The 26,493-nt window shown below is 58.0% G+C and carries 21 protein-coding genes, 1 other RNA gene and 1 pseudogene; 2 read left to right on the top strand and 21 right to left on the bottom strand.

Annotated elements, in window-relative coordinates; genetic code table 11:
* Positions 1-37: 37 nt before the first annotated feature.
* The 18 genes and pseudogenes from LW136_RS14090 to LW136_RS14175 form a co-directional block, all read right to left on the bottom strand.
* Positions 38-1,303 (bottom strand): hypothetical protein, encoded by a 1,266-nt coding sequence (locus LW136_RS14090; RefSeq protein ID WP_234173135.1) that lies wholly within the window; start codon positions 1,301-1,303, stop codon positions 38-40.
* Between the two features lie 82 nt (positions 1,304-1,385).
* The gene (locus LW136_RS14095; RefSeq protein WP_042926928.1) at positions 1,386-2,147 is read right to left on the bottom strand and encodes an oxidoreductase; all 762 of its coding nucleotides are present in this window, start codon (positions 2,145-2,147) and stop codon (positions 1,386-1,388) included.
* A complete protein-coding gene (locus LW136_RS14100) occupies positions 2,134-2,835 on the bottom strand; it encodes an acylneuraminate cytidylyltransferase family protein (protein WP_042926929.1) in 702 nt (233 codons plus the stop codon). The genes LW136_RS14095 and LW136_RS14100 overlap by 14 nt, the downstream gene beginning before the upstream one ends.
* The gene (locus LW136_RS14105) at positions 2,832-3,848 is read right to left on the bottom strand and encodes a Gfo/Idh/MocA family protein (RefSeq protein WP_048512695.1); all 1,017 of its coding nucleotides are present in this window, start codon (positions 3,846-3,848) and stop codon (positions 2,832-2,834) included. The genes LW136_RS14100 and LW136_RS14105 overlap by 4 nt, the downstream gene beginning before the upstream one ends.
* A complete protein-coding gene (locus LW136_RS14110) occupies positions 3,845-4,891 on the bottom strand; it encodes a nucleotidyltransferase family protein (RefSeq protein ID WP_234173136.1) in 1,047 nt (348 codons plus the stop codon). Before LW136_RS14110 ends, LW136_RS14105 begins: the two co-directional genes overlap by 4 nt.
* Positions 4,892-4,909: 18 nt before the next feature.
* Positions 4,910-5,578, bottom strand: coding sequence for an acetyltransferase (locus LW136_RS14115; protein ID WP_200650141.1), 669 nt, complete (start codon positions 5,576-5,578; stop codon positions 4,910-4,912).
* Positions 5,575-6,660, bottom strand: a complete 1,086-nt coding sequence (gene neuB, locus LW136_RS14120) for an N-acetylneuraminate synthase (protein ID WP_042926932.1) — start codon at positions 6,658-6,660, stop codon at positions 5,575-5,577. The genes LW136_RS14115 and neuB overlap by 4 nt, the downstream gene beginning before the upstream one ends.
* A 3-nt stretch (positions 6,661-6,663) precedes the next feature.
* Positions 6,664-7,818 carry a UDP-N-acetylglucosamine 2-epimerase gene (gene neuC, locus LW136_RS14125; RefSeq protein WP_042926933.1) on the bottom strand — a complete coding sequence of 385 codons (1,155 nt, stop codon included), beginning with the start codon at positions 7,816-7,818 and terminating at the stop codon, positions 6,664-6,666.
* Positions 7,815-8,966 carry a LegC family aminotransferase gene (locus LW136_RS14130; protein ID WP_200650143.1) on the bottom strand — a complete coding sequence of 384 codons (1,152 nt, stop codon included), beginning with the start codon at positions 8,964-8,966 and terminating at the stop codon, positions 7,815-7,817. The genes neuC and LW136_RS14130 overlap by 4 nt, the downstream gene beginning before the upstream one ends.
* A 10-nt stretch (positions 8,967-8,976) precedes the next feature.
* On the bottom strand, positions 8,977-9,957 hold the full coding sequence (locus tag LW136_RS14135; RefSeq protein ID WP_200650144.1) for an NAD-dependent 4,6-dehydratase LegB: 981 nt from the start codon (positions 9,955-9,957) through the stop codon (positions 8,977-8,979).
* 211 nt (positions 9,958-10,168) lie between these two features.
* Positions 10,169-10,678: a hypothetical protein gene (locus LW136_RS14140; protein WP_234173137.1), complete on the bottom strand. Its 510-nt coding sequence runs from the start codon at positions 10,676-10,678 to the stop codon at positions 10,169-10,171.
* 96 nt (positions 10,679-10,774) lie between these two features.
* Positions 10,775-12,424: an MBL fold metallo-hydrolase RNA specificity domain-containing protein gene (locus tag LW136_RS14145; protein WP_234173138.1), complete on the bottom strand. Its 1,650-nt coding sequence runs from the start codon at positions 12,422-12,424 to the stop codon at positions 10,775-10,777.
* Positions 12,425-12,551: 127 nt separating this feature from the next.
* A complete protein-coding gene (locus tag LW136_RS14150) occupies positions 12,552-13,832 on the bottom strand; it encodes a Wzz/FepE/Etk N-terminal domain-containing protein (protein WP_234173139.1) in 1,281 nt (426 codons plus the stop codon).
* Between the two features lie 259 nt (positions 13,833-14,091).
* Positions 14,092-15,372 (bottom strand): LPS O-antigen chain length determinant protein WzzB, encoded by a 1,281-nt coding sequence (locus LW136_RS14155; RefSeq protein WP_234173140.1) that lies wholly within the window; start codon positions 15,370-15,372, stop codon positions 14,092-14,094.
* Between the two features lie 150 nt (positions 15,373-15,522).
* Positions 15,523-15,807, bottom strand: coding sequence for an integration host factor subunit beta (gene ihfB, locus LW136_RS14160; RefSeq protein WP_015276650.1), 285 nt, complete (start codon positions 15,805-15,807; stop codon positions 15,523-15,525).
* A gap of 258 nt (positions 15,808-16,065) precedes the next feature.
* Positions 16,066-17,736 carry a DEAD/DEAH box helicase gene (locus LW136_RS14165; protein ID WP_014820801.1) on the bottom strand — a complete coding sequence of 557 codons (1,671 nt, stop codon included), beginning with the start codon at positions 17,734-17,736 and terminating at the stop codon, positions 16,066-16,068.
* Between the two features lie 384 nt (positions 17,737-18,120).
* Positions 18,121-20,284: pseudogene (locus tag LW136_RS14170) on the bottom strand (methyl-accepting chemotaxis protein).
* A 273-nt stretch (positions 20,285-20,557) separates the two neighbouring features.
* Positions 20,558-21,307, bottom strand: a complete 750-nt coding sequence (locus LW136_RS14175) for a spermidine synthase (RefSeq protein WP_023444991.1) — start codon at positions 21,305-21,307, stop codon at positions 20,558-20,560.
* Positions 21,308-21,439: 132 nt separating this feature from the next.
* Between LW136_RS14175 and LW136_RS14180 the strand changes: the two genes are divergently transcribed.
* On the top strand, positions 21,440-22,789 hold the full coding sequence (locus LW136_RS14180) for a class II 3-deoxy-7-phosphoheptulonate synthase (RefSeq protein WP_234173141.1): 1,350 nt from the start codon (positions 21,440-21,442) through the stop codon (positions 22,787-22,789).
* Between the two features lie 129 nt (positions 22,790-22,918).
* Here the strand turns inward: LW136_RS14180 and efp are convergent, their stop codons facing one another.
* The 3 genes from efp to ffs all read right to left on the bottom strand — a co-directional run bounded on the left by efp (position 22,919) and on the right by ffs (position 25,110).
* Positions 22,919-23,485 carry an elongation factor P gene (efp, locus tag LW136_RS14185; protein WP_003280508.1) on the bottom strand — a complete coding sequence of 189 codons (567 nt, stop codon included), beginning with the start codon at positions 23,483-23,485 and terminating at the stop codon, positions 22,919-22,921.
* Positions 23,486-23,662: 177 nt separating this feature from the next.
* Entirely contained in the window at positions 23,663-24,817 is a 1,155-nt protein-coding gene (gene earP, locus LW136_RS14190; protein WP_234173142.1) for an elongation factor P maturation arginine rhamnosyltransferase EarP, read from the bottom strand.
* Between the two features lie 196 nt (positions 24,818-25,013).
* Positions 25,014-25,110: signal recognition particle sRNA small type (gene ffs / locus LW136_RS14195), an RNA gene on the bottom strand.
* Between the two features lie 309 nt (positions 25,111-25,419).
* Between ffs and LW136_RS14200 the strand changes: the two genes are divergently transcribed.
* Positions 25,420-26,406: an NAD(P)/FAD-dependent oxidoreductase gene (locus LW136_RS14200; RefSeq protein ID WP_104097425.1), complete on the top strand. Its 987-nt coding sequence runs from the start codon at positions 25,420-25,422 to the stop codon at positions 26,404-26,406.
* Positions 26,407-26,493 lie beyond the last annotated feature (87 nt).

A 26,493-nucleotide genomic window follows, 5' to 3' on the forward strand; every position in this document is an offset into this window, starting at 1 on the left:
AAAGAAAGCGATTTTTTCTCTGAAAAAACTAATAAGCTTAGCTAGCCTCATGCATACAAACCTTTCTTGAGAAAAGTAATCGCTGCACTAAAAAAAGCAACAAGTAGAACCCGATGTTAAATACCCATATCCACTGCAACATACTCCCCCTGAACATGCTTAAAAACACAAAAAGCTCAGACATAAAAATAAATAGAAATATTGGCCCACACCTGAACCTGAGAGAATAAAGCCCTCCCATAAACAAAGAATAGATTGCAACCGGCGCCATCCAAAAAACATAGTTACCATAATTCAAATATAGCTCTGTTTCGACTGGCCATTGCTGTGTAGCGGACTCTTTAAACCATTGCGATGGATAATAAATGGATGTCAGCCAACGACTAATATCATGCATATGATCTGGGGAAGCAACGCCTAAAAAGGTCATCCATTTGCTAAACGGAAAACCCACAGTCTGAAAATAATCTGGCGGCATGTCCCTCAAAATCATGTCATGTAGAAATATCGTATTAAAGTATGTCAAAAAATATTCAAGAAGCATCTCAGGAGTTTTATAAAAACCATTGGATCTAACATACATTGCCCCAGAGAATAAAAAAACAAAACCCAAAAAAAGGAGAACACCTTTCTTCAAGCTCAGTCGCGCGACAGCGAGCCAAGGCAGGCTGAAAAATATACCAAACAGAAAAACTCTACTTTTCACACCTTGTAAATAGGCGCAGAAACCGAGAACCAAGAAAACAATAAGTATTAGAACAAGACTTCTTCGCTCAGCTGTTCGACAATAAAATCCCAACCAAAAAGCCATAAAGTTTGACCACATGATTAGAAGAAAATTAAGAAGTCCATAACCTTTCTTTTTAGAAAGATACGTTTCACTATAATTTCCAGACCAAGCGTCCAGTCCGCCAGTAACCTCAAAAAAATAAGCGCACCCCAAGAACAAGAAAAATGCACACAGCAGTATCGCAAACGGCCGCGAACGATACTCAAACATTTCTGCACCGTCATCCTGACGTTCCAGAAGCACTTCGAGAAAACGTAAAAAATAAAAAAACAAAGCAAATATATACGCGTAGGAGAGAACGGCTTCATCAGAGACCGACGCCCAGTCATTGAGCTTCCCCCAAGGTAGAACATACTCCCAAGATATCCAATCAAGTATATAGAAAAGAGTTGCAGGAAAAACCAAATAGAGAAAATAGTTTCCAAACACAACGTTGGACGGACAAATTATTCTTTTATTTCGCAACAAGAGAAATGACAGGACAATGAACGTCGCGGAAGAAAATAGAATCATCAGACCAAGGCACCACGTTTTGGGTTACAACCGATACCGCCCGCAAAAAATTCAAAAACATTTCTCATCTGGAGCGTTAAAGTCACAATGTAAATCCATCATCGACTATTATATTTTGTCCATTTACATAGCTTGCGTGGTCAGAAAGAAGGAAAATGATCGCGCCTACTACATCTTTAATATCCAGCATCCCCTTTCCTAAAGTATATTTCTTGTAAGCCCCCAAGAAAGGTTCGGGCTGAGAATCCAATATACCGCCAGGACTCACACAATTAGAGCGAAAGTGGCTGTTACCTACATAGCCTGCCAAATATTTACTAAGGTGAATTAGGGCGGACTTGATAGCCGCATATTCCACAGGCATTGTCATTGACGTACGATCATATACCTCGAACTTGGGTGGTACCACACCATAAATAGATGAAATATTAACTAATGAAAATGAACGATGGCTACGCTCGAAGTACTTTGCGCACTGCTGCATAAATAAAAAGGAAGAACCAAGGTGCAGAGACACGTTTTCGTTAAAATCAGCGAGCGTCACGTTTTCAAAGCTGGCGCCATAGCGCTTGTTGCGCGGATAAGTGCAATTCACTGCACCATCCACGTCGCCTAGAGCATTGAACAATGCTTCGACTGATCCGACGTCGTTAAGATCGAGAGCAAACCTCATAACATCCGGATGTTCTTGATCGATGCCCTGCTGCCTGAGGCGCTCGTCCATTAAAGGTAGATTGATATCAGCAACAAGCAATTTTGCTCCTTGCTCCAGCAACGCCGCGCTAAGGGTACTTCCTAGTAGGCCACCCGCCCCTGCCACTAAAATTCTTTTATCCTTCAGCATCTGTTTGCTCTCTGTCCAAATACAACATTTCGGCCATTTTGAAATCGTATATATCATCGATATCGACAGCCCGCTCCCGCGGAACCACCACCGACCGAACCCGACCGGAGAAAATCCGAGATTGCTCCAGCACAAAGGCAGGGCGGGTTACGTAGGCCACCGTGGTCATATCGAACACCGCCGGCGCATCCTGCCGGCGATCTACCGACTCACCGGTGCAGACCAGCCTGCTATTGCCCGCGTCGTCGCGCACGACCATGTTGAAATACGGGCTGCGCGCGGCCGGAGTAACGGTCACCACTACATCGGTATCCTGGTCGAGTGCACCCAGGCAACTGCGGACATCGTCAGCATTGCGCAGCGGACTGGTGGCAGGCAGGCTGATGAAGGTCTCGAAGTCGTCGCCGCGCTCCTTGAGGTAGTTGATGGCGTGCCGCCATGCCAACCACTCTGCAGCGGTGTCGGTTGCCAGCTCGTCCGGCCGGAGGATGACCTGCGCGCCATAGGTGCGCGCCACTTCGGCGATCGCTGGCGAATCGGTTGAAACGAATACCTTCTCGATGGCCTCTACCTGCCGGGCGGCGAGAATGGAATGGGCGATCAGGGGCGTGTCCCCCAACGGCCTGATGTTCTTGCCTGGCAGGCCTTTGGAATTGCCACGGGCGAAGATGAACGCGTAAATACTCACGCTTTGATGTCTCCAACAGGAACGGCCTGGCCCGCCGAAGCGGAGCGTTTCATGGCTTCGATCAAATGCAGCGTAGCCAGCGCATCGGCAATCCCCACCGCCGGTTGCGCACGCCCGCTTGCAACGCTGGCGAAGTGTCGTAGCTGGTCAAGGTACATGTCATTGCGATCATAGAGCGGATCATCGAATAGCACCGATTGCTCATCGCGCGTGGTGTACAGAGAAATGCGGTTGTTCAGGATGTCCCACACCAGGGTGCCGGTTTGACCAACGACCTTGCAGGTGCGTACCGGCGCGCGCTGCAGGAAATCCATGTGCACATTCGCGACCAGCCCATCTGCACGCATCAGCAAAGCGTCGACAGTATCCTCGACGTCGATCTCCAGCGACCCGGTATTGCGCGCCGAACAATAGACGGTTTCGAACCGGCCAAATAGCCAGCCAAGGTAGTCCAGCTCGTGGCTAAGCTCCAGCAAAACGCCCCCACCCAACTCACGGCGGGCAGACACGTTCTTGCGATAGTCGCTGGCTGGACGCCAGTCGGGAAGGTACTGGCCAACGTCCACACTGACACTGCGCAGCGCCCCGATTCGCCCCTCGTCGATGAGTGTCTTGAACGTCACCGCTGAGCTCATGTAACGAAGGTTATAAGCCACGTCGATGAGCGAGGAATACCCTATGAGTTGATCGTGGATACCACTCAAGCGCTGCAGGCTATCGGCGATCGGTTTCTCGATCAGTACGGGCACCCCTGCCTCCAACAACTGTAGGCTGTGTTCGGCGTGCCATGGCGCCGGGGACGCGATGATCGCGAAGATCGGCTGCTCAGCCAGCGCCTCTGCTATCGAGGGAAGAATCACGACACCTTCCCCAACATCCCCGGAGCTCAGTGCACGGCCGGACGCGGAAACGCAAGCGACCCTGGCCGGAGCGAACAGTTTCTTCAGGTTGCCGATATGGCGCTTGGCGATACTGCCGCTGCCCACTACCAGATAAGCGCCGGACTGACTCATAGGCCGCCGAACTCCTGCTGGGCACGCTGGAAATCTTCCATACGGCCGATATCCAGCCAATATTCATGCACCGGGAACATGTTGACGTCACGACCGGCGGAAATCTCGTTCTCCAGCAGGGTTGGCATGTCCACGCGCGTACCTGCCGATACGCTTCTCACCAGGTCGGGGGAAAGCATGTAGATACCGGCATTGATGAAGAAACGCTGCACGGGCTTTTCCACCATCGATTGAATTCGATGACCATCACTCTGAATCACGCCGTAAGGTACGCAGTATTCGTACTCGCGTACGCACATGGTGGCGGCGCCGGAATGGGTTTCATGAAACTCGAGCAGATTTTTGAAATCCAGAGTCGTCAGCAGGTCACCATTCATTAGAAACATCGGTAGATCGATTTCATCGTGCGGTAGCAAGCCGAGAGCGCCCCCCGTACCTAGCGGCGAGTCTTCATGGATATAACGAATACTGACTCCCCAACGACTTCCATCGCCGAAATGCTCACGGATCATCTCCGGCATGTAGTGGGTGGAAATGAAGAAGCGATGAAAACCGGAGTTAATGAAGCGCTCCAGAATCAGCTCGAGAATCGGCTTTTCACCAACTTTCAACAAAGGCTTCGGGCAGTTGTGGGTCAACGGGCGTAAACGAGTACCGAAACCGCCGGCCATCAGAAAGACCGGGTTGTTCCGACGCGGCTTGCTCAGAAGGTCATGCAACGTTTCAAGGCCAATCACCACTCCATTGCTATCGAGCACCGGGAGCTGCAACAGCTGATAACGCTCCATCACAGTCAAAATGCGGTCCTTGGTCCAGTCACGCTCGGCTGTCTTTGGGGTGGAACACATAACCTCCCGGACAGGCGTGTTCAGTGGTCGCTGCTTCAGCAAGGCTCGCCGCACGTCTCCGTCGGTCAGGGTTCCCAGCAGCCGGCGCCCCTGATCGACGACCATGACGATCCTCACTGCGACCTGGTCCAGCGTTGCAATGGCCTGCTCCATAGAGCACTCAGGATCGACGAGTGTTAATTCCCACTGCTTCATTGCATACCTTCTTTAGTTTCACGAGCCCACCACGCCCTTGGCGCGGGGCGACGGACCTATCAGAACACCCCGGGCGGGAACGTCGCGGACGACGACGGTTCCGGCACCGATCAGGGCGCTCTCTCCTATGGTGATTCCCTGGATAATCGTGGATCCGCTTCCAACAAACGTACTTTGGCCGATTGTTACGCCACCACACAGCACCGCACCGGGTGCGATATGCACATGGGCAGCCACATGACAGTCGTGGTCAATGCCGGCCCGGGTATTCACGATGCTACAGCAGCCGATGACGACATCGGGTTGCAATACAGCACCGGCCATTACCTGGACCCCTTCCTCCAGCACAACGGTTTCGTCGACCCAGGCTGCGGGATGGACCAGCGCAGGAAAGCGAAAGCCTCTGGCACAGGCACTTTCGTGCACTCGCTGGCGAAGGTTGCCAGCCACGACCTGACCGATACCGTTGACCAGCTCGACCTGGTCAGGAGCATACCTCTCCAATGCATCATCCGCGCCGAGCACCTTGAGACCGCGCCAATGGCTGGCACCCTGCTCGACCAGGCCCGGATCGCAGACACCGACCACCTCGTAGCCAAGAGCACGGACCAGTGAAAGTAGCACCTTCGCATGCCCTCCCGCACCGAGCAGGATCAACGGCAAGGGGCCGCTCACGGTCGCGGTCATTTCTCGATGATCTCGCCCGCTTCGAACCCTCGACGGCTGACGCTGCCCACGAGCTCCCACAGGGTGGTAGGCGGCAAACCGCTGCCACTGCGAGCGGTGGTGAGATCCTCACGAGTAATGACTGCACCGGCGGCGATTTGCCGGGCCGCGACGACCTGCTGACGGGCAGCCTTTCGTGTGTCCCATTCACTGGGCTGCGCAACCTTGCACGGATCGCCGAGCGCGAGCTGGAGCGCGCGGATCTGAGAAACCATCGACCTGAGCTCCTGCGGCTCCAGCGACGCCTTGTGATCCGGGCCTGGCATTGCTCGATCCAAGGTAAAGTGTTTTTCAATGACGGCGGCACCACGGGCGGCCGCCGCGACCGGAATAAGACAGCCCTCGGTGTGATCGGAATATCCCACGGCCAGCCCAAACGCCTTCAGCGTGTCCATTGCCAGCAGATTGACTTCACGTGCCGGCGTGGGGTACTGAGAGGTGCAATGCAGCAGGGTGACATGACCTTGCAGGCGCCGACGGTTAAGTGGATCACTCCAGCACTTCCAAACATCGTCCATGCTTGCGGGCTCGTCATGTGACGCCAGGGCATGGGCAACGATAGCAAGGCCCTGCTCGACTTCGCTCATGGTCGCCATGCCAGTAGAAAGCACCAGAGGCTTGCCGGTATGCGCAAATTGCCAGAGCAGCGGGCCGTTGGTCAGCTCACCTGACGGCACCTTGAAAAATGGCAGATTCATTTCGCAGAGAAATTGCAGGCTGCCACTGTCGAATGCCGTGGACAGGAACTCGATGCCCTTGCTGCGTGCATAAGCCTGCAGATCGAAGTGCCAGTCGCGTGGCAGTTCGAGCTTCTTGAGCATGGCCAGCTGGCTCTCCTGCACATCGGTGCTCTGCTTCTGGTAGCTCGCCTTCGGGGCAGTCTTCGAGGCTAGTCGCGTGGCGTCGAAGGTCTGGAACTTAACAGCATCGGCACCGGCGTCGGCAGCGACAGCGACCAATTCAAAGGCTAGATCGCGCTCGCCATTATGGTTAACGCCCGCCTCCGCAATGATGTATACGGCACCTGCATCGGATAGTTTCATGGCTCAACCTATATCGTGAAACGACTTGTGATGATTCAGATCGCAGCCTTCGAGAACGGCTACGATGCTCTGCGAGGCGTTGCCCGCGCCGTAGGGATTGACTGCGCTACGGCAGACCTCTGCAAATTCGCTGGAAAGTGCCGTGCGCAACGTCTGCTCAATATCCTCGGCCCGGGCGGCGCAATGCAGGACCGACTCCGCCGCCAGACGCCCGTCCTGACGTGCCCCGATATTGACGGTGGGCACAGCGAATGCCGGTACTTCGATGATCCCGCTGGAAGAATTGCCTATCACCGCATCAGCCAGCGCGACGGCGCTCAAGTAGCGCTTGAAGCCGAGCGAAGGAATCGCCTTGATCCTTTCAGGTGACTTTTGTGCATAGGCTTCGAGCAACGGGATGATGGCACGTCCACCATTGTCGGCATTCGGGTAAGTGATGATCACCTTGTGTTCCGGGAACCTGTCGAGCGCGGACAACAGCGCCTCGAAACTACGCAGCGGATCTTCCTCTGCAAGCGTCACTGGATGGTAGGTCACCAACAGAAAAGGCGAGTTAAGGTCAAAGGCAAGGCTTTGTGAGAGCTCCGCCCTGGTCATGCGCTCGCTACGCAGCAGATGATCGAGGCCCACGGCACCGACATTGAAGACCCGCTGTGGCGCCTCACCCAGCTGGATAACCCGCTGCCTGTAGGCTTGCGCTGCGACGAAATGCAGATACGACATCTTGGTGATCGCGTGCCGAATGGCATCATCATAGGCGCCCTCGGTGATTTCACCACCGTGAAGATGAGCTACGGGAATCTTCATCACCAATGCGGCCTGAACCACAGCCAGCGCCTCGAAACGATCACCTAATACTACCAGCACATCGGGTCGCAGGCGGTCCAACGCGTCAGCGAAACCAAGGATGCCAAGCCCCATGGACTTGACCACCCCCACATCGCTGTCGGACGACAGCAACATTTCGACCTTGGCGTCAATAATAAAGCCGTCGCTTTCCACCACTTTCCAGGTCTCGCCAAATTCGGGAGACAGGTGCATGCCGCTGACGATTACTTGCAACTCAAGGGCCGTGCTGGCCTGGATGTCCTTCATCAGCCAATACAGTAGGCCGTATTCAGCACGGGTACCGGTAAAGACTGCGACCTTGCGCCTCAAGCCGAGGTCCCCAATCGAACGCTGCTGGGCAGGTTCACCACACGGTCTTCGAGCCATAGGGCGTTGGTAAGGTCGCCGCGCAGCGCATTAGAAAACGCTGGCAGATGAGTCATCAGCTTCCAGATAGGGCGGGTCATCACACCTGCCTGATTGCTTTCCTGCAGCAGCGCATCACGCTGCGCCAAGTCTTCGCACACAACTGCGTTCAGCCAGTAATTGGAACGACAGCCTTCCGGCTCGCGGAAGAACTGGATCGACTGCCCCTCGAAGAACTGCTCGTAGCTCGCCGCCAGTTCGCGCTTACTGGAAATAAAGGCCTCAAGGTTTTCAAGCTGGGCGCAGCCAAGAGCGGCGTTCAGGTTGGGCAGGCGGTAGTTGTAGCCTACCTCGTCATGAACGTACTCGTAGGCGTGGGCTTTCTTGGCAGTTGTCGTGATGTGCTTGGCACGTGCGCCAAGCGCCTCTCCGGCCAAAATCATACCCCCACCACCTGTGGTTATGATCTTGTTTCCATTGAAACTCAGTGTTCCAACACAACCGAATGTCCCAGTGTGCCGGCCCTTGTAGAGGCTACCCAAGGATTCAGCCGCGTCCTCCACCAGCGCAACATTCCAGCGCGTGCACACTGCAAGTAGGCCGTCGATATCGGCCGGGTGCCCGAAGGTATGCATGGGCAGACAGGCTCGAAGCACACGATCTGTTTCTCTAACACGGCAAACGCCATCGTCATCGAGGAGAGCATTTTCCTCCAGCCAGGCGTCAAGGGCCCGCGGGGAAAGGCCCATGGTGTGCCGATCAACGTCGATGAAAACCGGCTCGGCTCCGCAATAGGCAATAGCGTTACAGGTTGCAACGAAGGTCAGCGGCTGGGTCAGAACCAGATCTCCTGACTTGACCCCCGCGAGCAACAGGGATACGTGTAGCGCCGCAGTACCGTTCACCGTCGCAATAGCGCGAGGTGAGCCGGTATAGGCCGCCATGTCAGTTTCAAATCGATCAACAAACGCGCCGACACTTGAGACGAACGTCGAATCCACGGTCTCCAGCACATACTGCTTTTCATTCCCCGGGAAAACGGGTGCATGCAGCGGGATGAACTGATCAGTATGGTATTGCTCACGGATGAAACCGATTAGCGTTTTGAACATGGGCAAGAACTCAGACGTTGTAGAGGTCAGCTTTGTATTTGGCCAGGTTTTCCGCCACGGAAAACCAATTGATCGTTTCTTGTAAACCCTGACGGATAGAGTAGGCCGGCTTGAAGCCGGTCAGCCCGTTGATCTTGGTGTTGTCGCACCACAGACGAAACACTTCGGACTTCTCCGGGCGTAGTCGCTGATCATCGGTGAGAAACTCGACGTCGCTGCCCATCAGTTCACGAATCAGCTCAAGGGTATCGCCGACCGAAATCTCGTAGTTGGAGCCGATATTGACAGTTTCGCCTATGGCTTTATCGCAGCGAGCCAGTTCGAGGAAACCACGACAAGTGTCCGCGACATAGTTGAAATCGCGAGTAGGCGAAACATCGCCCAGCTTGATCTGCTTCTTGCCACTGGCAATCTGAGTAATAATCGTCGGAATGACAGCTCGCGCAGACTGGCGTGGGCCATAAGTATTGAACGGGCGAGCAATGGTCAGCGGAAGATCAAAAGCGTTGAAGAAGCTCATCGCCATAGCATCGGAGCCGATCTTCGAAGCGCTGTAGGGCGACTGCGGTTGGATTGGGTGTTTCTCATCGATCGGCACATATTGGGCTGTGCCATACACTTCACTGGTGGACGTATGGATAACACGCTGCACACCGTTATCCAGTGCCGCCTGGCAGATATTCAGAGTACCTTTGATATTGGTATCGACATAACTGTCAGGCGCGACATAGGAGTAAGGAATAGCAATAAGCGCCGCCAGATGAAAAACCGAATCCACGCCCTTGGTAATATGCTTGCAGTAATGCGGATCACGAACATCACCATTTAGCACTTCAATGTCTTCCAGACAAATTATATCTTCAAGCCACCCCCAGTAATTGAACGAATTATACTGGGAAAGAGCCTTGACCTTATACCCTTCACGAACCAATAACTCAACCAAATGAGATCCGATAAATCCGTCCGCACCTGTAACCAAAACCGTTTTCATGACTTACCCCTTGGCTTAATTCATATTAGGTGACCCAGGCCTTTATCAGAGACTAGGCCGTAGCATTAGGAATGCTGATTCTTCATGAGGACAATTCTAATCAGTGCCCAGAAAGACACCAAGAATTAAACCCAAGATCAGCCAATAGGTACAATTGCTATTTTCTTAGGCTTAACAGCAGACCTAGGATATATAGCTTGTCTATCAATATTCACCAATTGCAAAGCGCTGAGAGGTTCAGCCCCTTTAGCGCCGCAGCCTCCTGCCCTCTTCGCATAGTTCTCGATGTATACGTCTTCATCAGCACGCCATTTAAGGAGTTCGACCTCGCGGCTCCTCTCCAGTAATCGCAGGTCTGCCTGAATCTGCGCGATACGAGGCTCAGTAAATTCATCCGAACGCCGCTTCTGCAACACCTTGCGCTCGCGCCGTAATTACGCAGGGCGACCATCCATTGCTTGTGGCTGGGCAAACAGCCCTGCCGTTCGGCACGGCGCTCCAGTTCCTGTTGTATCTGGCGAGGCAGAGACCTGCGTCCCGGACGATAGCGCCATGGATAGCCATGCCAGCTGTCGCCGGAGTATACCGCCTCATAAACCACACCATCACGCAGGTTGTAGATGCGTTTGGGGCTTTCCTGCCCAATGGGGTAGCCAATGCCGTCATTGAGCAGTTGCTCGGCCAGTTGCTTGCTCACTGTCGATGAGCATTTGCCGATCATGGCGCTGCGTCCTACACGAATGCTGCGCAGGGCTCGTTCCAGCAATGCTTGGAGCGGTGCTCGCCTGGATCGTAGCGCAGGTGTGGCCGAGAGGTTTCAGAGCGCATCGTCGCCACCCGGTTCAGTCATATCCCCTACTCTGCCGGTACTGATGAATACTGCCGGCTTGTTGTGCTGCGTGTAGCTAGCTTGCAGTTGCTCGGCCAACGCCTCCTTGGCTTTTTGCTCCCCATGCACCACCCGTATCTCAGTCGGCCATTGCTGCATCCCAGTCACAAAATCCACCAACCCGTTCTGATCCGCATGGGCAGAATAGCCACCGATGCTGCTAATGCCAGCACGGATATCGAAGCGTTCACCATCCAGGTTTACATAGCCGCCTTTCGGACCGTAGGTCTGGATGGCGTGCCCTGGTGTGCCTTTGGCCTGGTAGCCAACGAAGAGGACGTTATGCCTTTTATCGCCCAGCATGGCTTTCAGGTAATTGACGATGCGGCCACCCGAGCACATGCCACCGCCGGCGATGACAATGGCAGGGCGTGCGGTCTGGGTCAGGTGGTTCACTATTCGTTGGTGGTCGCTGTGGCTGTCTATTGTAATGAGTTGTTCGAAGCTCAGCGGGCGGCGCCCGGATTGGACTCGGTCGCGGGCTTCCTGGTTCCAGAAGGGTTTCAGCTCACGGTAGGCTGCAGTGAAGCGGCTGGCCAGGGGTGAGTCGAGGATGACGGGGAGTTCAGGCCAGTTGGTTTCGGGCGTGTCACGCCTCATCCCAGCGCTTTCGGAGGTAATGCTACTCTCCGGCAGGGCTTCCCTTCCCCTCACCCCAGCCCTCTCCCCAGAGGGGAGAAGGGGGCGGTCCGGGTTGTTGCTGTTCGCGAGCGAGCTCGCTCCTACAGAAGCGGATACAGTCTCCGAAGGGGGCACATTTATGAGCGGGCTCGCTCCTACGGAGCGCGTATGGATGATTTCTTCGAGTTCGTAGAGCAGTTCCTGGGTGCGGCCGATGCTGAAGGCGGGGACAAGGACCGTACCTTGGTCCTGCAGCGCTTGTTCGATGATGGCTTCAAGGCGTTGGCGGCGGGTTTGGCGGTCTTCGTGAAGGCGGTCGCCATAGGTACTTTCCAGCACCAGGATATCCGCACGTTCGGGCGGTTGCGGCGGCATCAGAAATGGCGCATGGGGCGCGCCCAGGTCGCCGGAAAACACTATCCGCTTGCTCTCCCCTGCCTGAGGATAATTAAGATCGATTTCCACATAGGCGGAACCAATGATATGGCCGGCACGTTGCAGGCGGATACGTGCGTTGAGTTCTTCGGTGTCTACCAGGGTGAACCAGTGCTGGTAAGGCAACGCGACAAGGCGGCTTTCCACCAGGTCGATGTAGCGCTCGACCCGCTGCTGGTCGCGACTGAAGCTCAGCTTGAAGGCATCTTCGAGGACGATGGGCAGGAGTTTTGCCGAGGCTTCGCTGCAAAGAATCGGCCCTTCGAAGCCTGCCGCCAACAGATAGGGAATACGCCCGACATGGTCGATGTGTACATGGGTGACCACCAGCGCCTTGATGGTATCCAGCGGAAAGTCGATCGGTAGACGGCTACCGCCCTCGCCGCTCGGAATGGAAGCGTCGTCACCTTGAAACAGCCCGCAGTCGACTAGAAGACTGGTCGTAGCATTCATGTCGAGCTGGTGACAGGAGCCGGTCACGCCGTCCTTGGCGCCGTGATGTTCGATTTGAGGATAGCCCATGGTTATTCCTTTAACGATGTGCCAACGACTCGCGGCACCCTGTTCACGAGTCGGCTGAAATTAAAAAGGGGATTCTATCGGGTTTCGACACCGCTGAGGTGCCAGCGGCGTTCCGACGGATGGATGGTCAGTCTATCGGTACGGGCCGGCGCAGATTGCGCATCAGCGCGATGAACAAACCGAGCATACCGCCGAGCACCAGGGCGAGCGCGACGATCAGGGCCTTCCTGGGTTTGATCGGACGGCTTGGCTCTACGGCGCTCTGGTCAATGGAGACGAGTTTGAGCGAATCGGTATCCAACTGCATCGCACGTAGCCGTGCAGCCTCTTCACGCCAACCGGCAAGATCCTTCAGGAACAGGTCTTCATTCTCGCGACTGTTGAGCGCTTCGATCTGGCGGTTGTGCTCGAGCAACTTGAGTTCACGGGCGATTTCAGCGATGCGGGGCTCGGTGAAATCGTCCGAGCGGCGCACCAGGAGCGCTTTGCGCTCGGCCTCCAGCGCTTCGCTGCCCATGAAGTAAAGCGGGATCTGCTGATTGTTGACTTCGGTGCGGATCACGCTGCCCTGGCTGGTGATCTGGGCCGCGCCGAGCGAAGACGGCGTCGTGGGTTTGGTGATGCCCAGCGAGGTGGCGATGCGAATCGCTTCATTGAGCTGATTGATGCGGTTATCGCGGCGAGTCTTCAATTGCTGGCGCAGCGCTGCGAGCTCGTCGTTGAGCTGGGCGCGCTTGAGTGCATCCGCCTCACTCAGCTTGGCGATTTTGATTTCCTTGCTGGCCTCGTAGTTGGTGCGTGCCGCATCCATCCGCGTTTCCAGTTGATTGAGGCGATTACCAATGAGCGTCTCGAGGTCGGCCGCAATCTGTTGACGCACATTGTTCAGCGAGTACTGCACGAAACCGTTCACGACCTCGACGCCGTTGATGTTCTCCGGGTAGGTCAGTTGGATACCGACAAAAGGCGTGGTGCCTTCAGCCTTCTTGGGGTCGGGCTGCAGCAGTTTGAACGCCTCATCATTGAAAGACTCAAAGGTTTGTTCGAGGCTGCGACCGGGCTGGGCCAAGTCAGCGAACAGCTGCTGATTATCACGAAAGAAGCCGAGCCGGTTATCGTAGGAATCGAGTGCTGCTCCGACCTGCGCCAATGCTTGTTTCGGCGACAGCTTGTAGATACCAAGATGATTCAACTCATCGAGATCTTTGATAGCGGCCGGTCGTAGCACGCTTTGAACGGTGTAATAGCTAGGCGCCAGCATGGCGTAAAGCAGACCGATAAGCGCGCACACTCCAGTTATGGCGCCGATCAGAAGCTTTTGCTTCCACAGCGAGCGGAAGAGCTGGATCAGGTCAATTTCATCAGGCGTTGCCGAAGCAAGGACTTGCGGAGGAGTTACTGCGTTCACTTGAGGTCCGTCTCGCTGAATGCGGCGACGCAGAGCGCGCGCCAGGGGCTATACCGCAAGCAAACGGAAAAGTTCCGTCATGCTGCGGGCCGCCATTTTGCCAGCCAGCTCACAAAAAACAAGTGACGCGCATCAATTTAATTTGGCGATTGTGAGCGCCTATAACGTCCTGCTAGATGCCGGCCGATCTTCAGTTACGCTGCCAGGCAAAGCGTTCAACGCCGTGCCTGGCTCTCGCAGAGGAAAGTAACGCGGCAACTTATGACGCCGATGGGGTTTGCAGCTCGCGGCCGCGATTTGCAAGGCTGCGTACCAAAGCGGCGAATACGCCAAGCATGCCGCCAAGCACAAAGCCCAACGCCAGAATCAGCGCCTTCCTGGGTTTGATTGGCTTGGACGAATCCAGCGCTGGTTGATCCAGACGAACAAGCCGCAACCGATCAGTATCGAGTTTAATTCCCTTCAAGCGGGCGGCCTCTTCGCGCAACTCAGCGAGATTGGTCAGGTATAGGTCTTCACCCTCTCGCTCTCTGAGAATTTCCACCTCGCGATTATTTTCTAGCATTGCGAGCTCGGACTGAATCTCGGCGATTCGAGGCTCCATGAAGTCATCCGACTTGCGACTCGCGAGGGCATCACGCTCCGCGGATAGTGCTTCTGTTCCCATGAAATACAGCGGGGTTTCCCGGCTGTTTACCTCCGTCCGAATAACTTGCGCGCCGCCTCTGGCTGAGTCGGACATGGCGGACGGGCTTGTTGGCTTACGAATGCTCAACGACTCGGCTATGGATATCGCCTCAGTCAATTCCTGAATTCGGTTGTTCCGTCGAGTCTTGAGTTCCTCGCGCAAAGCAGCGATTTCGTCCTGAAGCTGGGCCCGCCTCAGCGCGCTTTCTTCGAGCAGGGACGCAATCTTCGCCTCCTTGGACGCTTCGTAGTTTGCACGCTGCGCCTCAATGTTCATCTCAAGGCTGGCCAGACGATTGTTGACCAGGCTTTCCACATCCTCAGCGATTTCGCGGCGCTCCAGCTCCAACACATAAGCGACAAAGCCATTGACTACCGAAGCACCAGCGACGCCCTCAGGGTAAGTCAGCCTCAGACCCACGAACGCGCTGCGGTTCTCCGTACGCTTCGGGTCAGGGAACAGCATCTCAAACGCCTCTTCATTGAACTCAGCGAATGCCTGCTCTGATTGCTCGCCCCGCTCGGTGAGATTCGGAAACAGCTCCTGATTGCTCATGAAGAATTCCAGGCGGTTGTCATAAGACGACAATCCGCCAGCCACGCGATTTATGGCCTCTTCCGGAGTGAGCTTGTAGATGCCCGTTTCGTTGAGCTGGTCTAGATTGCTCTGCGGCACTGGGCGAAGGTAGGTTCGGGCTTGAAAGTACGGTGTCGCCAGGAAGGCGTACAGGGCCGCCAGCACTGTGGTGAGAAGCGTGACGCCGATGATTAGAATCTTCTGCCGCCAAAGCGCGCGGAACAGCTCGACCAGGTCAATCTCATCGTTGGGCGAAGTAGGTTGCTGCACGGTCATCCGAAGTCCTTGTTATGTGTGCTCTTCACTGCGGAGCAAGCGAACCGGATTTTGTACGTACGAACCGCAAAAAGTTCAGATAATGATGACTTTTAACAACTATTTAGGTTGATGCCTCGCTGCTACAGGGAGAGCTAGCCTAGCCGCTTGTCAGTCCTCCTCATTCACCCGATCGCGCAACTCCTTCCCAGGCTTGAAATGCGGGACGAATTTTCCGTCAAGGCTGACGGATTGGCCGGTTTTGGGATTGCGGCCTACGCGGGGGGCGCGGTAGTGCAGGGAAAAGCTACCAAAGCCGCGGATCTCGATCCGGTCGCCAGTGGCCAGAGCCTGAGCCATTTGCTCAAGCATGGTCTTGATGGCCAGCTCGACATCCTTCGACGACAGCAGCCCCTGCTGGGTGACGATTCGCTCGATCAACTCCGACTTGGTCATGGTTTTCCCTTCGTTTTCAAGCGGCTAGATCATTCGGGTTGCGGTCGTTTGTAGCATGTTGTTCAGAGTTTGAACAGCCCGAGCGGGATTGACGAGCAAGGAGTGCTTCGTTTATCGGAGCACGACACGGAATGCAAAGGGACGGATGAGTAACCAGTCCTTGGCGTGATCGATGGAAGCAAGAGCCGAGGTGGATCTTTCTTTGGGCAATAAAAAAGGCGGGCTAATAAGCCCGCCTTTCGTTTAACCAGCTACCGATCAATCCTCGCGATAGCGACGCAGCTTGAGCTGCTTGCCGCCGACGCGGGTGTCCTTGAGTTTGCCGAGCAGGCGGTCAAGGCCGTCTTCCGGCAGCTCGACCAGGCTGAAGCTGTCGCGCACCTGGATGCGACCAATGGCTTCGCGAGCCAGGCCGCCTTCGTTGAGGATGGCGCCGAGCAGGTTGCGGGCAGCGATGCCGTCACGCGCTCCAAGCGGCGTACGGCAGCGGGCGCGACCTTCGGCCAGCGGGACCGGAGCGCGACGCTCGCGATCACCACTACGCTCAGGACGATCCGAACGCTCGGTGCGCTCACGCGGGCTGCTGGTCGGAACCAGCGGCTGCTCTCTTTCCACCTCGGCCAGGGTCAGAGCCTGACCATTGGTGGCCTTGCGCAACAGCGCAGCGGCCAGAGCACGTGGGCTGCAACCAATGTCGGCGACCAGCTTGTCGAGCAACTCGCCATGGGTAGCTTCGGCATCGGCAACCAGCGGCGCGAGGCTGTTAGTGAGTTTCTTGATGCGCGCGTCCAGCACCTGCTGCGCATTCGGCAGACGGGCTTCAGCGACCTTCTGGTTGGTCACGCGCTCGATAACCTGCAGCATGCGACGCTCACGCGGGGTAACCAGCAGCAGCGCGCGGCCTTCGCGACCGGCACGGCCGGTACGGCCGATGCGGTGTACGTAGGATTCCGGATCGTAGGGCATGTCCACGTTGAATACGTGGGTGATGCGCGCCACATCGAGACCGCGGGCGGCCACGTCGGTAGCGACGACGATGTCCAGACGGCCATCCTTGAGCGATTCGATAACGCGCTCACGCTGGTTCTGGGCGATGTCGCCGTTCAGCGCGGCAGCCTTGTAGCCCTTGGCTTCCAGCGCGGCGGCGAGATCCAGCGTGGCTTGCTTGGTGCGCACGAAGGCAATCAGGGCGTCGAAATCCTCGACTTCCAGCAGGCGCAGCACAGCCTGGATCTTCTGATCGGCATGGACCATCAGGTGTGCCTGCTCGATACGAGCGACGGTCTGGGTCTTGGCAGCGATCTTGATGTGCTGCGGCTCACGCAGGTGCTTTTCGGCAATCGCGCGAATGGAGTGCGGCAGCGTAGCGGAGAACAGAACAGTCTGACGGCTCTCTGGCATCGCTTCGAAGATCACTTCGAGGTCGTCCATGAAGCCCAGCTTGAGCATCTCGTCCGCTTCGTCGAGGACCAGGAAGCGAATGGTCGACAGCAGCCCGCTGTTGCGGCTCAGGTGATCGACCAGACGACCCGGCGTGGCGACGATGACCTGCGCGCCTTGGCGGATGGCCTTGAGCTGCGGGCCCATCGGGGCGCCACCGTAGACCGCGACGACGGTCAGGCCAGGCATCTGCTTGGAATAGGTTTCGAATGCAGTGGCGACCTGCAGGGCCAGTTCGCGAGTCGGCGCGAGGATCAGTGCCTGCACTTCCTTACGAGCGGGATCGATCTTGGACAGGATCGGCAGCGCAAAGGCCGCGGTCTTGCCGGTACCGGTCTGCGCCTGGCCGATCATGTCGTGACCGCCAAGGATCACCGGGATCGCCTGAGATTGAATAGGGGATGGTTCTTCGTAGCCGACTGCGCTGATGGCAGCAAGAACAGCGGAGTGAATACCGAGTGCGGCAAAGCCGCCGATTTCCTGGGTCATGGGTCTTGTCTCTGATGCTCCGCAAGACCCATTGTTCCGAAGCTGCGCATGCCGTGCAAAACCCGAAGGTCACCCTGGCAGCCTGGTCGGCGGGGTTGCGAAAACGTATGAATGATGAATCGTCAAGGATAGCCCGCTCGAAGCGGACAGCAGCCGAAGCAGTGCTTCGTGTGTTGCAGTACCTGAACGCAGGCTGGGTTTCAGCCGGCGCGTACTATACCGGATTAACGTGACGCTGTGCGGGTATTTTGCGCCGGCGGTTGGGCTGCCGGGCGCGCTGCTGACCAGCAAGCCGCGCAATGTCGCCGCGCGGCTCGCCTGCACCGAGCCAGGTGCACAGCAGCGGCACCGTGGCAGGTCTCGTCCTCGCGGCGGGCATCAATTTCAGGCAGCCTCGCTATTGGCGGCGCTGACGCGGAAGCGGCCGACCAGTTGGTGCAGCTTGCCAGCCGTATGACGAACACGTTCGGCGCTGTCCTGCAGCACGCCGAGGGTCTGTCCCATCTCATTGGAGGCCTGGTCGACGCCACGGATGGTCTGGCCGTAATGCAGGCTGCGCTCGTTCAGCCCCTTGATGATGTCGAACATGCGCTCGACGGTGTGATGCAGATGCACATTCTCCGAGGATGCCTCCTCGGTCAGGCGCAGGCTGCTGTCGACATTCTGGACGCCACCCTCCATGAACGACACCGCCTGGCGCGTTTCCGCCTGCAGGCTCTCGACCTTGTGCCGAATGTCCTCAGCCGCCTTGGCCGTACGTTGCGCCAGTGAGCGGACCTCACCCGCCACCACGGCGAAGCCGCGACCATGGTCCCCCGCCCTGGCCGCCTCGATTGCCGCGTTCAGTGCCAGCAGATTGGTCTGCGTGGTGATGTCGCTGATCAGCCCGACGATCTCATCGATCTCGCCCATGCGGCTGTCAAGCAGCTGAACGCTCTGAGCCGAGCGCTGCACCACATCACGGATCGATTCGGTACCGTTACGCACGGTGTCGAAACGCTCGCGGGCGCGCTGCATCACCTCGTCCATGGCGCCCTTCATTTCCTCGGCGGTCATCGATGCCTGCTGAATTTCGCCAAGTTGCTCCTCCACCAGCAGCAACAATTGATGGATCGATTCGGCCACATCGCTGGTGGTCTGCCCCGCTTCGCTGCTGCGTTCGAGCATCAGCTCATTGTCCTGACGAACGTGTTTCGAGACTTGGATCACCTGGCCGACCACACCGTCCAGGCTGTCGATGAAGCTGTTGATCCAACGCCCCATGTCGCCACTCTCATCGCGCTGCATGGTGCTGCTGTCGACCCTTTGGCGCAGATTGCCCTCGCCTTCGGCCAGCGTACGAATCACCTCGGTCATCTCCTGCATGCGCGCAGCCAGCCGTCGCGGCCCGAAGGACGCGAACGCCCAGGCCCCCAGCAGGAGCAGCAAACCGTTGACCAGGTGCAGCGCGGTGGTGGGCAGACCGCTGAACTCCTGCAGCAGACTGCCGATGGCGAACAGCGTGGTCACCGTGAGCAGATACGTCTTCATCAGCCCGACGCTCAGCGAACGGCGACGATAGACCTCCTCCAGATCCGCCTCGCACATCATCCCCCAACGGTCTGGCGAGCCTTGCAGCTGAAAGGTAACGCCCTTGCCAATAACCGGAATATGGCGGTAGTCCGAGTAGCCGGGATAGGTGACGAACAGGTTGGCACCCTTGGCGATCGTCTCCCGCACACCAGGATGCAACTGGCCGGTGGCCGGATCGGTAAAACGCAATTCCAGCTCGGTATGCTGCTGCACGCGCACCGTTCCCCAGCGCGTGTGCACACCGCTTTTCAGGTTCTCGCCGTGGCTGAAGGTGGCATCTTCGAAGCGCGAGCGTGACAGCGCCGTGCCGGTCTGAACACTGCTGTCGAAGCGCGACTCCACCATGAACAGGTAGTTGTCACCCGATTCCGGGTAGACGTGGCCCGCCTCGCGCTGGATGAGGTCACCGATCACATCATTGGGCACCCGCGCGCAGATGCAGCCGAGACACTTACCGCCAACATGCACCGGCTGATAGAACATCAGGGTGACCGCATCATGGAAGCGCGACGTGCTCGCGCCCAGGCGCTGGGTCAGCGGATCACGGTAAGGCCCATGCAGGAACGGATCACTCATCCCGCGCGCTACCGCTCGGCCATCAAGATCCTGCTGCCCGATATGAGCCGCGCAGGTGGATGCCAGCACGCGGCCTTGCGGGTCGATGACGAACAGCTCGGAAATATCCGGCAGCTGTGCCCGTTTCCCCTCCAGCACATCGCTAGCGACGTGGCCAACGGCTTCGCCCAGATTTGGCGGCGAGGTCCGCCAGATGACCCCAGTGACTGGCGACCCAGTTCTGCAGGATGCGCACCCGTGACTGCGCAACGCCCTCGAAGACCTGCTCCACCACGGGATACACGCCACGATTCAACCAGCACGACCAGCGCATCGACAGCTTGCCGGTTGGCCCCGACCACGGAAGCCAATGGCGCTCGCTAGCGGACAGATGCATCAGATTGCTTTGAAGATGAGGCACGGGCGATTCCTTACTGCCGACAAAATATGCTGGCGTTTTGCAATTAGCAGACCAGCCATGCCGTCACGTTTGCTCATCAGCGCGGCAAGACACAGCGCTCCAGCATTGATTAACTGCTGGCTTCGTGGGACCCAGATATTGAGTGGGACGAGTGAGGCCCCGCGATAGAGCCGCGCGTCGCGCTTTTCCGTGCGGGACGGCGCCGGTCAGTACGCACCGATATGGAACAGCCACAAACCTTCACTACCGTCGACGCACCCGTTCGGTGCAGAGTTAGCTCGCGGGCCGCAGTGCCGCAATCAACGAATCCAGCGAATAGCCCAAGCGCGGTGCCAACACTTCGGCCCGCTGGCGCAGCCCGGTCATGTCCAGCTGCTGATCGAGATCCGCTGGCACCAGCAGCACCACGTTGCCCTCCTTCACGGGGCACTCCCAGTAATGCCGATGATAGAGGCCACGCAGCAGCGCCGCGCCCAACGGGCGATCGTCATCGGTGCCCCACTGATTGATGATCAGCCAGCCGCCCGGATTGAGTTTTTCCTGACAGCGCTTGAGGAACGACCAGGCCAGATGCGCGGCATCCGGGCCTGCATCGTTGTACAGGTCGACGAAGATCAGATCGGAACTCTCGGCGGTATCCAGCAACTCGGTGGCATCGCCGATGCGGATATACAGCCGCGAGTCGTTCTGCAAGCCGAGGTACTGCATCGCAAGCTCCGGCACCGCCGGCCGCAGCTCAATGACCTCGACGTCCTCCAGCGGCAGGAACTGCAGACAGGCCTGCGTCAGGTTGCCGGCACCAAGCCCTAGAAACAGTGCGGTTTCCGGTTCTGCATGACAAAGCCCACCGAGCAGCATCGCGCGGGTGTAATCGTATTCAAGCCAGGCAGGATCGGCGGTGAATACGCAGCTTTGTTCGACCGCCGCGCCAAACTCGAGAAAACGGTAGTCGCCCACCTCGAGTACGCGAATCAGCCCGAAAGCGTCATGCACTTCGGCGAGCAGACGTTCCTCTTTGTCCATCAATGTGCTCCGCAGCTATCCGATCACCAGCGTGTCGGCGAACGCATCTTACGCAGCCCCATAGGCCATCGCTATCTCCGGGGCCCGGGCGCTTCAGGTAAAATCGCCGCACTTTTATCAGTTGGAACGATCATGAACGACGCCTGGAGCCCCGATAGCTGGAAAAGCAAGCCGATCCAGCAGCAGCCCGAATACCCGGATGCCGAACACCTCTCGCGCGTTGAACGCACCCTGGCCGGCTTGCCACCGTTGGTCTTCGCCGGCGAAGCACGGGAGCTGAGACGGCAGTTCGCCGAGGTGACCCAGGGCCGCGCGTTCCTGTTGCAGGGCGGCGATTGCGCCGAGAGTTTCGCCGAATTCTCGGCCACCAAGATTCGCGACACCTTCAAGGTGCTGCTGCAGATGGCGATCGTCATGACCTTCGCGGCCGGCTGCCCGGTGGTAAAGGTCGGGCGCATGGCCGGCCAGTTCGCCAAGCCCCGTTCGGCCGGCGACGAAACCGTCGATGGCGTGACGCTGCCGGCTTACCGGGGCGATATCGTTAATGGCATCGACTTCAACGCACAAAGCCGCGTGCCGGACCCGGAGCGTCTGCTGCAGGCCTACCATCAGTCCACCTCCAGCCTGAACCTGCTGCGTGCATTCGCCCAGGGCGGTTTCGCCGACCTGCACCAGGTGCATCAGTGGAACCTGGACTTCATCGCCAACTCCCTGCTGGCCGAGAAGTACCACCAGCTCGGCGCACGCATCGACGAAACGCTGAAATTCATGCGCGCATGCGGCCTGGATGGCGCGCCACAGTTGCGCGAGACCAGCTTTTTCACGGCTCACGAGGCACTGTTGCTGAACTACGAGCAGGCTTTCGTCCGCCAGGACAGCCTCAGCGGCGGCTGGTACGACTGCTCCGCGCACATGCTGTGGATCGGTGACCGCACCCGACAGCTCGACGGCGCGCATGTCGAATTCCTGCGCGGAGTGGGCAATCCGATCGGCGTGAAGGTCGGCCCGAGCATGGACAGCGAGGAGCTGATCCGCCTGATCGACATCCTCAACCCGCAGAACGACCCCGGTCGCCTGAATCTGATCGTGCGCATGGGCGCCGACAAGGTCGAAGCCGGCCTGCCGCGACTGGTGCGCGCGGTACAGAACGAAGGTCGCCATGTGCTCTGGAGTTCCGACCCAATGCATGGCAACACCATCAAGGCGTCCAGCGGCTACAAGACGCGGGACTTCGAGAAGGTGCTCGCCGAAATGCGTCAGTTCTTCGATGTGCATCGTGCCGAGGGCAGCTACCCCGGTGGGATTCATATCGAGATGACCGGACAGAACGTCACCGAATGCATCGGCGGTTCGCGGCCGATCACCGAAGCCGGCCTCAGCGATCGCTATCACACCCAGTGCGACCCGCGGTTAAACGCCGATCAGTCGCTGGAAATGGCGTTCATGATCGCGGAAACCCTGAAGCAGCTGCGGCCCAACTGATGGCGAGGTAGAAGCCGCGGGCTGCCGGTCACGGTGCTCGACACTTATCGCGCACCGATCGGCAAGTGAAAGGACATAAAAAACCCGGCACCAGGCCGGGTTTCTTTTTCGAGCGGTCTGCGTGGCCTATCAGGCCTTGACGCGGGACTTGTACTCGCCGGTGCGGGTGTCGATTTCGATCGAGTCACCGATTTCGCAGAACGCGGAAACCTGCAGCTCAGCACCGTTCTTCAGGCGGGCGGTCTTCATGACCTTGCCGGAAGTATCGCCACGTACGGACGGCTCGGTGTAAACGATTTCACGAACGATGGTGGTCGGCAGTTCGACGGAGATCACCTTGTCGTTGTAGAAAACGGCTTCGCAGACGTCGGTCATGCCGTCTTCGATGAAGGTCATCACACCTTCCAGGTCGTCTTTTTCGATTTCGTACTGGTTGAACTCGTCGTCCATGAACACGTACAGCGGGTCGGCGAAGTAGGAATAGGTCACTTCCTTGCGCTCGAGGATGACCGGCTCCAGCTTGTCGTCAGCCTTGTAAACGGTCTCGGTAGCCGAACCGTTGAGCAGGTTCTTCAACTTCATCTTGACCACGGCACTGTTACGGCCGGACTTGTTGAACTCGGCTTTCTGGATGACCCAGGGTGCGCCGTTGATGATGGCCACCTGGCCGGCACGGAACTCTTGTGCGGTTTTCATACGAAATATCCGAAGGGGAATTAGAGACAAAAAACAGGCCGCGTATCATAGGGTCTGTTCCCGCCTGGTCGCAAGCCACGTTGCTGCGCCAAATGGCGCCATGCGGAGCGGCGTACAACAAGGCGCGGAGATCAGGCTACGGCCTTTCCCCACCATAATTGAAGCTGCGGTCGCACGCTAAGCGTGAACAGCACCTAGCCAATCGGTGTAGAAAAACACCAGCTTTCCGGCCAGATCGCCATTGGCCACCTGCTCGTGGGTCCAGGCTTCGGCATGTTGCAGCAAGGTCGGGTATTCGCGGACCAGAGCGGTCCAGGCTTCGCCAGCCCCCTGCCCAGCGTTCCAGGCACGCCAGAATTCGCGCAGCGCTGCGCTGGCCGTGGGCGACAGCTCATGCGCGTACAGATCGAGAAAGGCATGGAGCTTATCCCAGTGGGCATCCTCTTCCTGAGGATAGATGTGCCACACCAGCGGTCTGCCGGCCCACTGGGCGCGGATAAAGGACTCCTCCCCGCGCACTGCGTTGAAATCGCAGCTCCACAGCAACAGATCGTACTCGTCCTGAGTCATGAACGGCACGATGCACAGCTGCAGACTGCCGCGCCGATGCTGATCGCCCGCCTGCAGGCTCGGCACGCCAAGCCAGGCGGCAACATCGCCAAGCACTCGACCTTCCGGAACCAGCAGCTGGTTGCTGCGCGAATCGGCCGCGAGGGCGTCTAGCCAACCCGCGACCGCAGTGTTTTCGTAGGCGAACAAAGACAACAGGCGCGCGCCGGGCTGTCGCGCTACGCCGAGCGAGGCAAGAAAAGCGGTCTGTTGCGCCATATCGCTCTGAAATTCCGCACGGCGCAACATCAGATCAGCTTCACGGATCAGCCCGCCGGTCCGGGCTTCGAAGCCCGGGAAGAAGAAGTACTTCTGCAAGCCGTTGGCCTGCAGTGAGGGCAGCGCATGGCAGCCGACGATCCAGTCCTCGGCACTCAGATACTCGAGGTTCAGCCAGAGGATGCGACGACCGCTGGCAGCCATGGCATTGATGTAGGGTTGCGGCAGATTGCAGGCGAACGCCTCGATGACCACATCGGCGGGCTCGGTAGCTGACCATTGGCCGGACCAGCGCCGGACCTCCACGCCCTCGTGCAGCTGCTGTTCCGCCTCGGCATTGGCCGCCGGGCACAGCCGAGCGAAAGTATCCAGGTCATCCACCCACAGCCGCACGTGCTGACCGTGTTCCGCCGCCAGCTGCCGGGCCAGGCGCCAGGTGACGCCGATGTCACCGAAGTTATCCACGACTGCGCAGAAGATGTCCCACTTCGCTTTTACAGACAAAACCGTGCTCCTCGAGCCGATACCGGCACTTCGTTCCTCTGGAAACGCTGCGCAGGATACAAGGTTGGCGCCAGCAACCGGTTGCCATGCCACAACCCAGGAACGGCAGACGCGCGTATACGCCCGAGCCTGCAAAGGCGTCAGCGGATTCAGACAAGAGAGAAAGGAAAAACGAGAAGATCGTTATGGAGGTGAACCCTACCAGCCACACCCCGGCACACAATGTCACCGCTGCGGCTGCTCCCTTCCGGGCCTGACCGGGTTCACGGCTGATCGTTGCGAGGGGACCGGCAGGGCCCACCATAACGAAACCCGCCTGGCGGCGAGCGGCGCCATTGTACCGGCTTATCAGCAACTTACAACCACAGACTGCTTCCACGCTTACGGCAGGCCAATTGCATCCTCTTCCATGAAGCGCCAGCAACCCGACTATCAATGGATTGAACCGGCGAGCGGTATGCGCATTGCGTCGAAAGCCTCTAGCCAAAGACCAACGTCTGTCCGAGGATGAGCAGGCTCAAGCGCTATCGCACGCTTGTCATGAAACCATGCTGTGCAGCGATTTCGCTGTGCGGCTGATGGCAACAGCACACGAGGTAATCATGAGCAAGGCTCCAATCGCCGTCATCGGAACCGGGATCGCGGGGCTCTCCGCTGCGCGCGCCCTCCACGATGCCGGGCAGGCAGTACATCTGTTCGACAAGAGCCGCGGCAGCGGCGGCCGCATGGCCAGCAAACGCAGCGATGCGGGCTCGCTCGATCTGGGCGCGCAATACTTCACCGCCCGGGATCGTCGCTTTGGCGAAACCGTCCGCCAGTGGCAGAGCGAAGGCTGGGTCGATCAATGGTCGCCCAGCATGTACCAGTCCCATGACGGTCAACTGAAACCATCTGCCGACGAGCAGGTGCGCTGGGTCGGCACACCGACGATGAGCTCGATCACCCGCGGGTTGCTGGGCGACATGCCGGTCAACTTCAGCTGCCGCATCACCGAAGTGTTTCGCGGCGAGCAGTTCTGGACGCTGGTCGATGCCACAGGCGTAAGCCACGGACCATTCAGCCAGGTGGTGATTGCCGTGCCGGCGCCGCAGGCGGCTGCGCTGCTCTCCAGCGCGCCCAAGCTCGCCGCCGTCGCCGCCAGCGTAGCCATGGAGCCCACCTGGGCGGTCGCGCTGGGCTTCGCGATTCCGTTGAACACCATGCTGGAAGGCTGCTTCGTTCGCGACGATGCGCTGGACTGGATTGCTCGCAACCGCAGTAAGCCCGGCCGCAACGGCGAGCTGGATACCTGGGTTTTGCACGGCACCAGCAGCTGGAGCCGACAGCACCTCGACCTGCCCAAGGAGGCGGTGATCGAGCGCTTGCATGGCGCATTCGCCGAGCTGATCGATTGTGTGGTGCCGGCCCCGGAGTTCACCTTGGCCCATCGCTGGCTGTATGCCCGCCCGGCCCAGGCCCACGAATGGAATGCCCTGGCCGACGCCGGGTTGGGTCTTTACGCCTGCGGCGACTGGTGCCTGTCCGGCCGAGTGGAAGGCGCCTGGCTTAGCGGCCAGGAAGCGGCGCGCCGGCTGCTTGAGAATCTGTAGAGCGGCTGCCAGCGGCTGATCTGACCCAGGTCAGCCGTACGCGCAAGGCCAGCTGCTATGATCGCGCGCTTTCTGCACTGCCCCCTT

Source organism: Stutzerimonas kunmingensis (assembly GCF_021432085.1).
Taxonomy (GTDB): Bacteria; Pseudomonadota; Gammaproteobacteria; order Pseudomonadales; family Pseudomonadaceae; genus Stutzerimonas.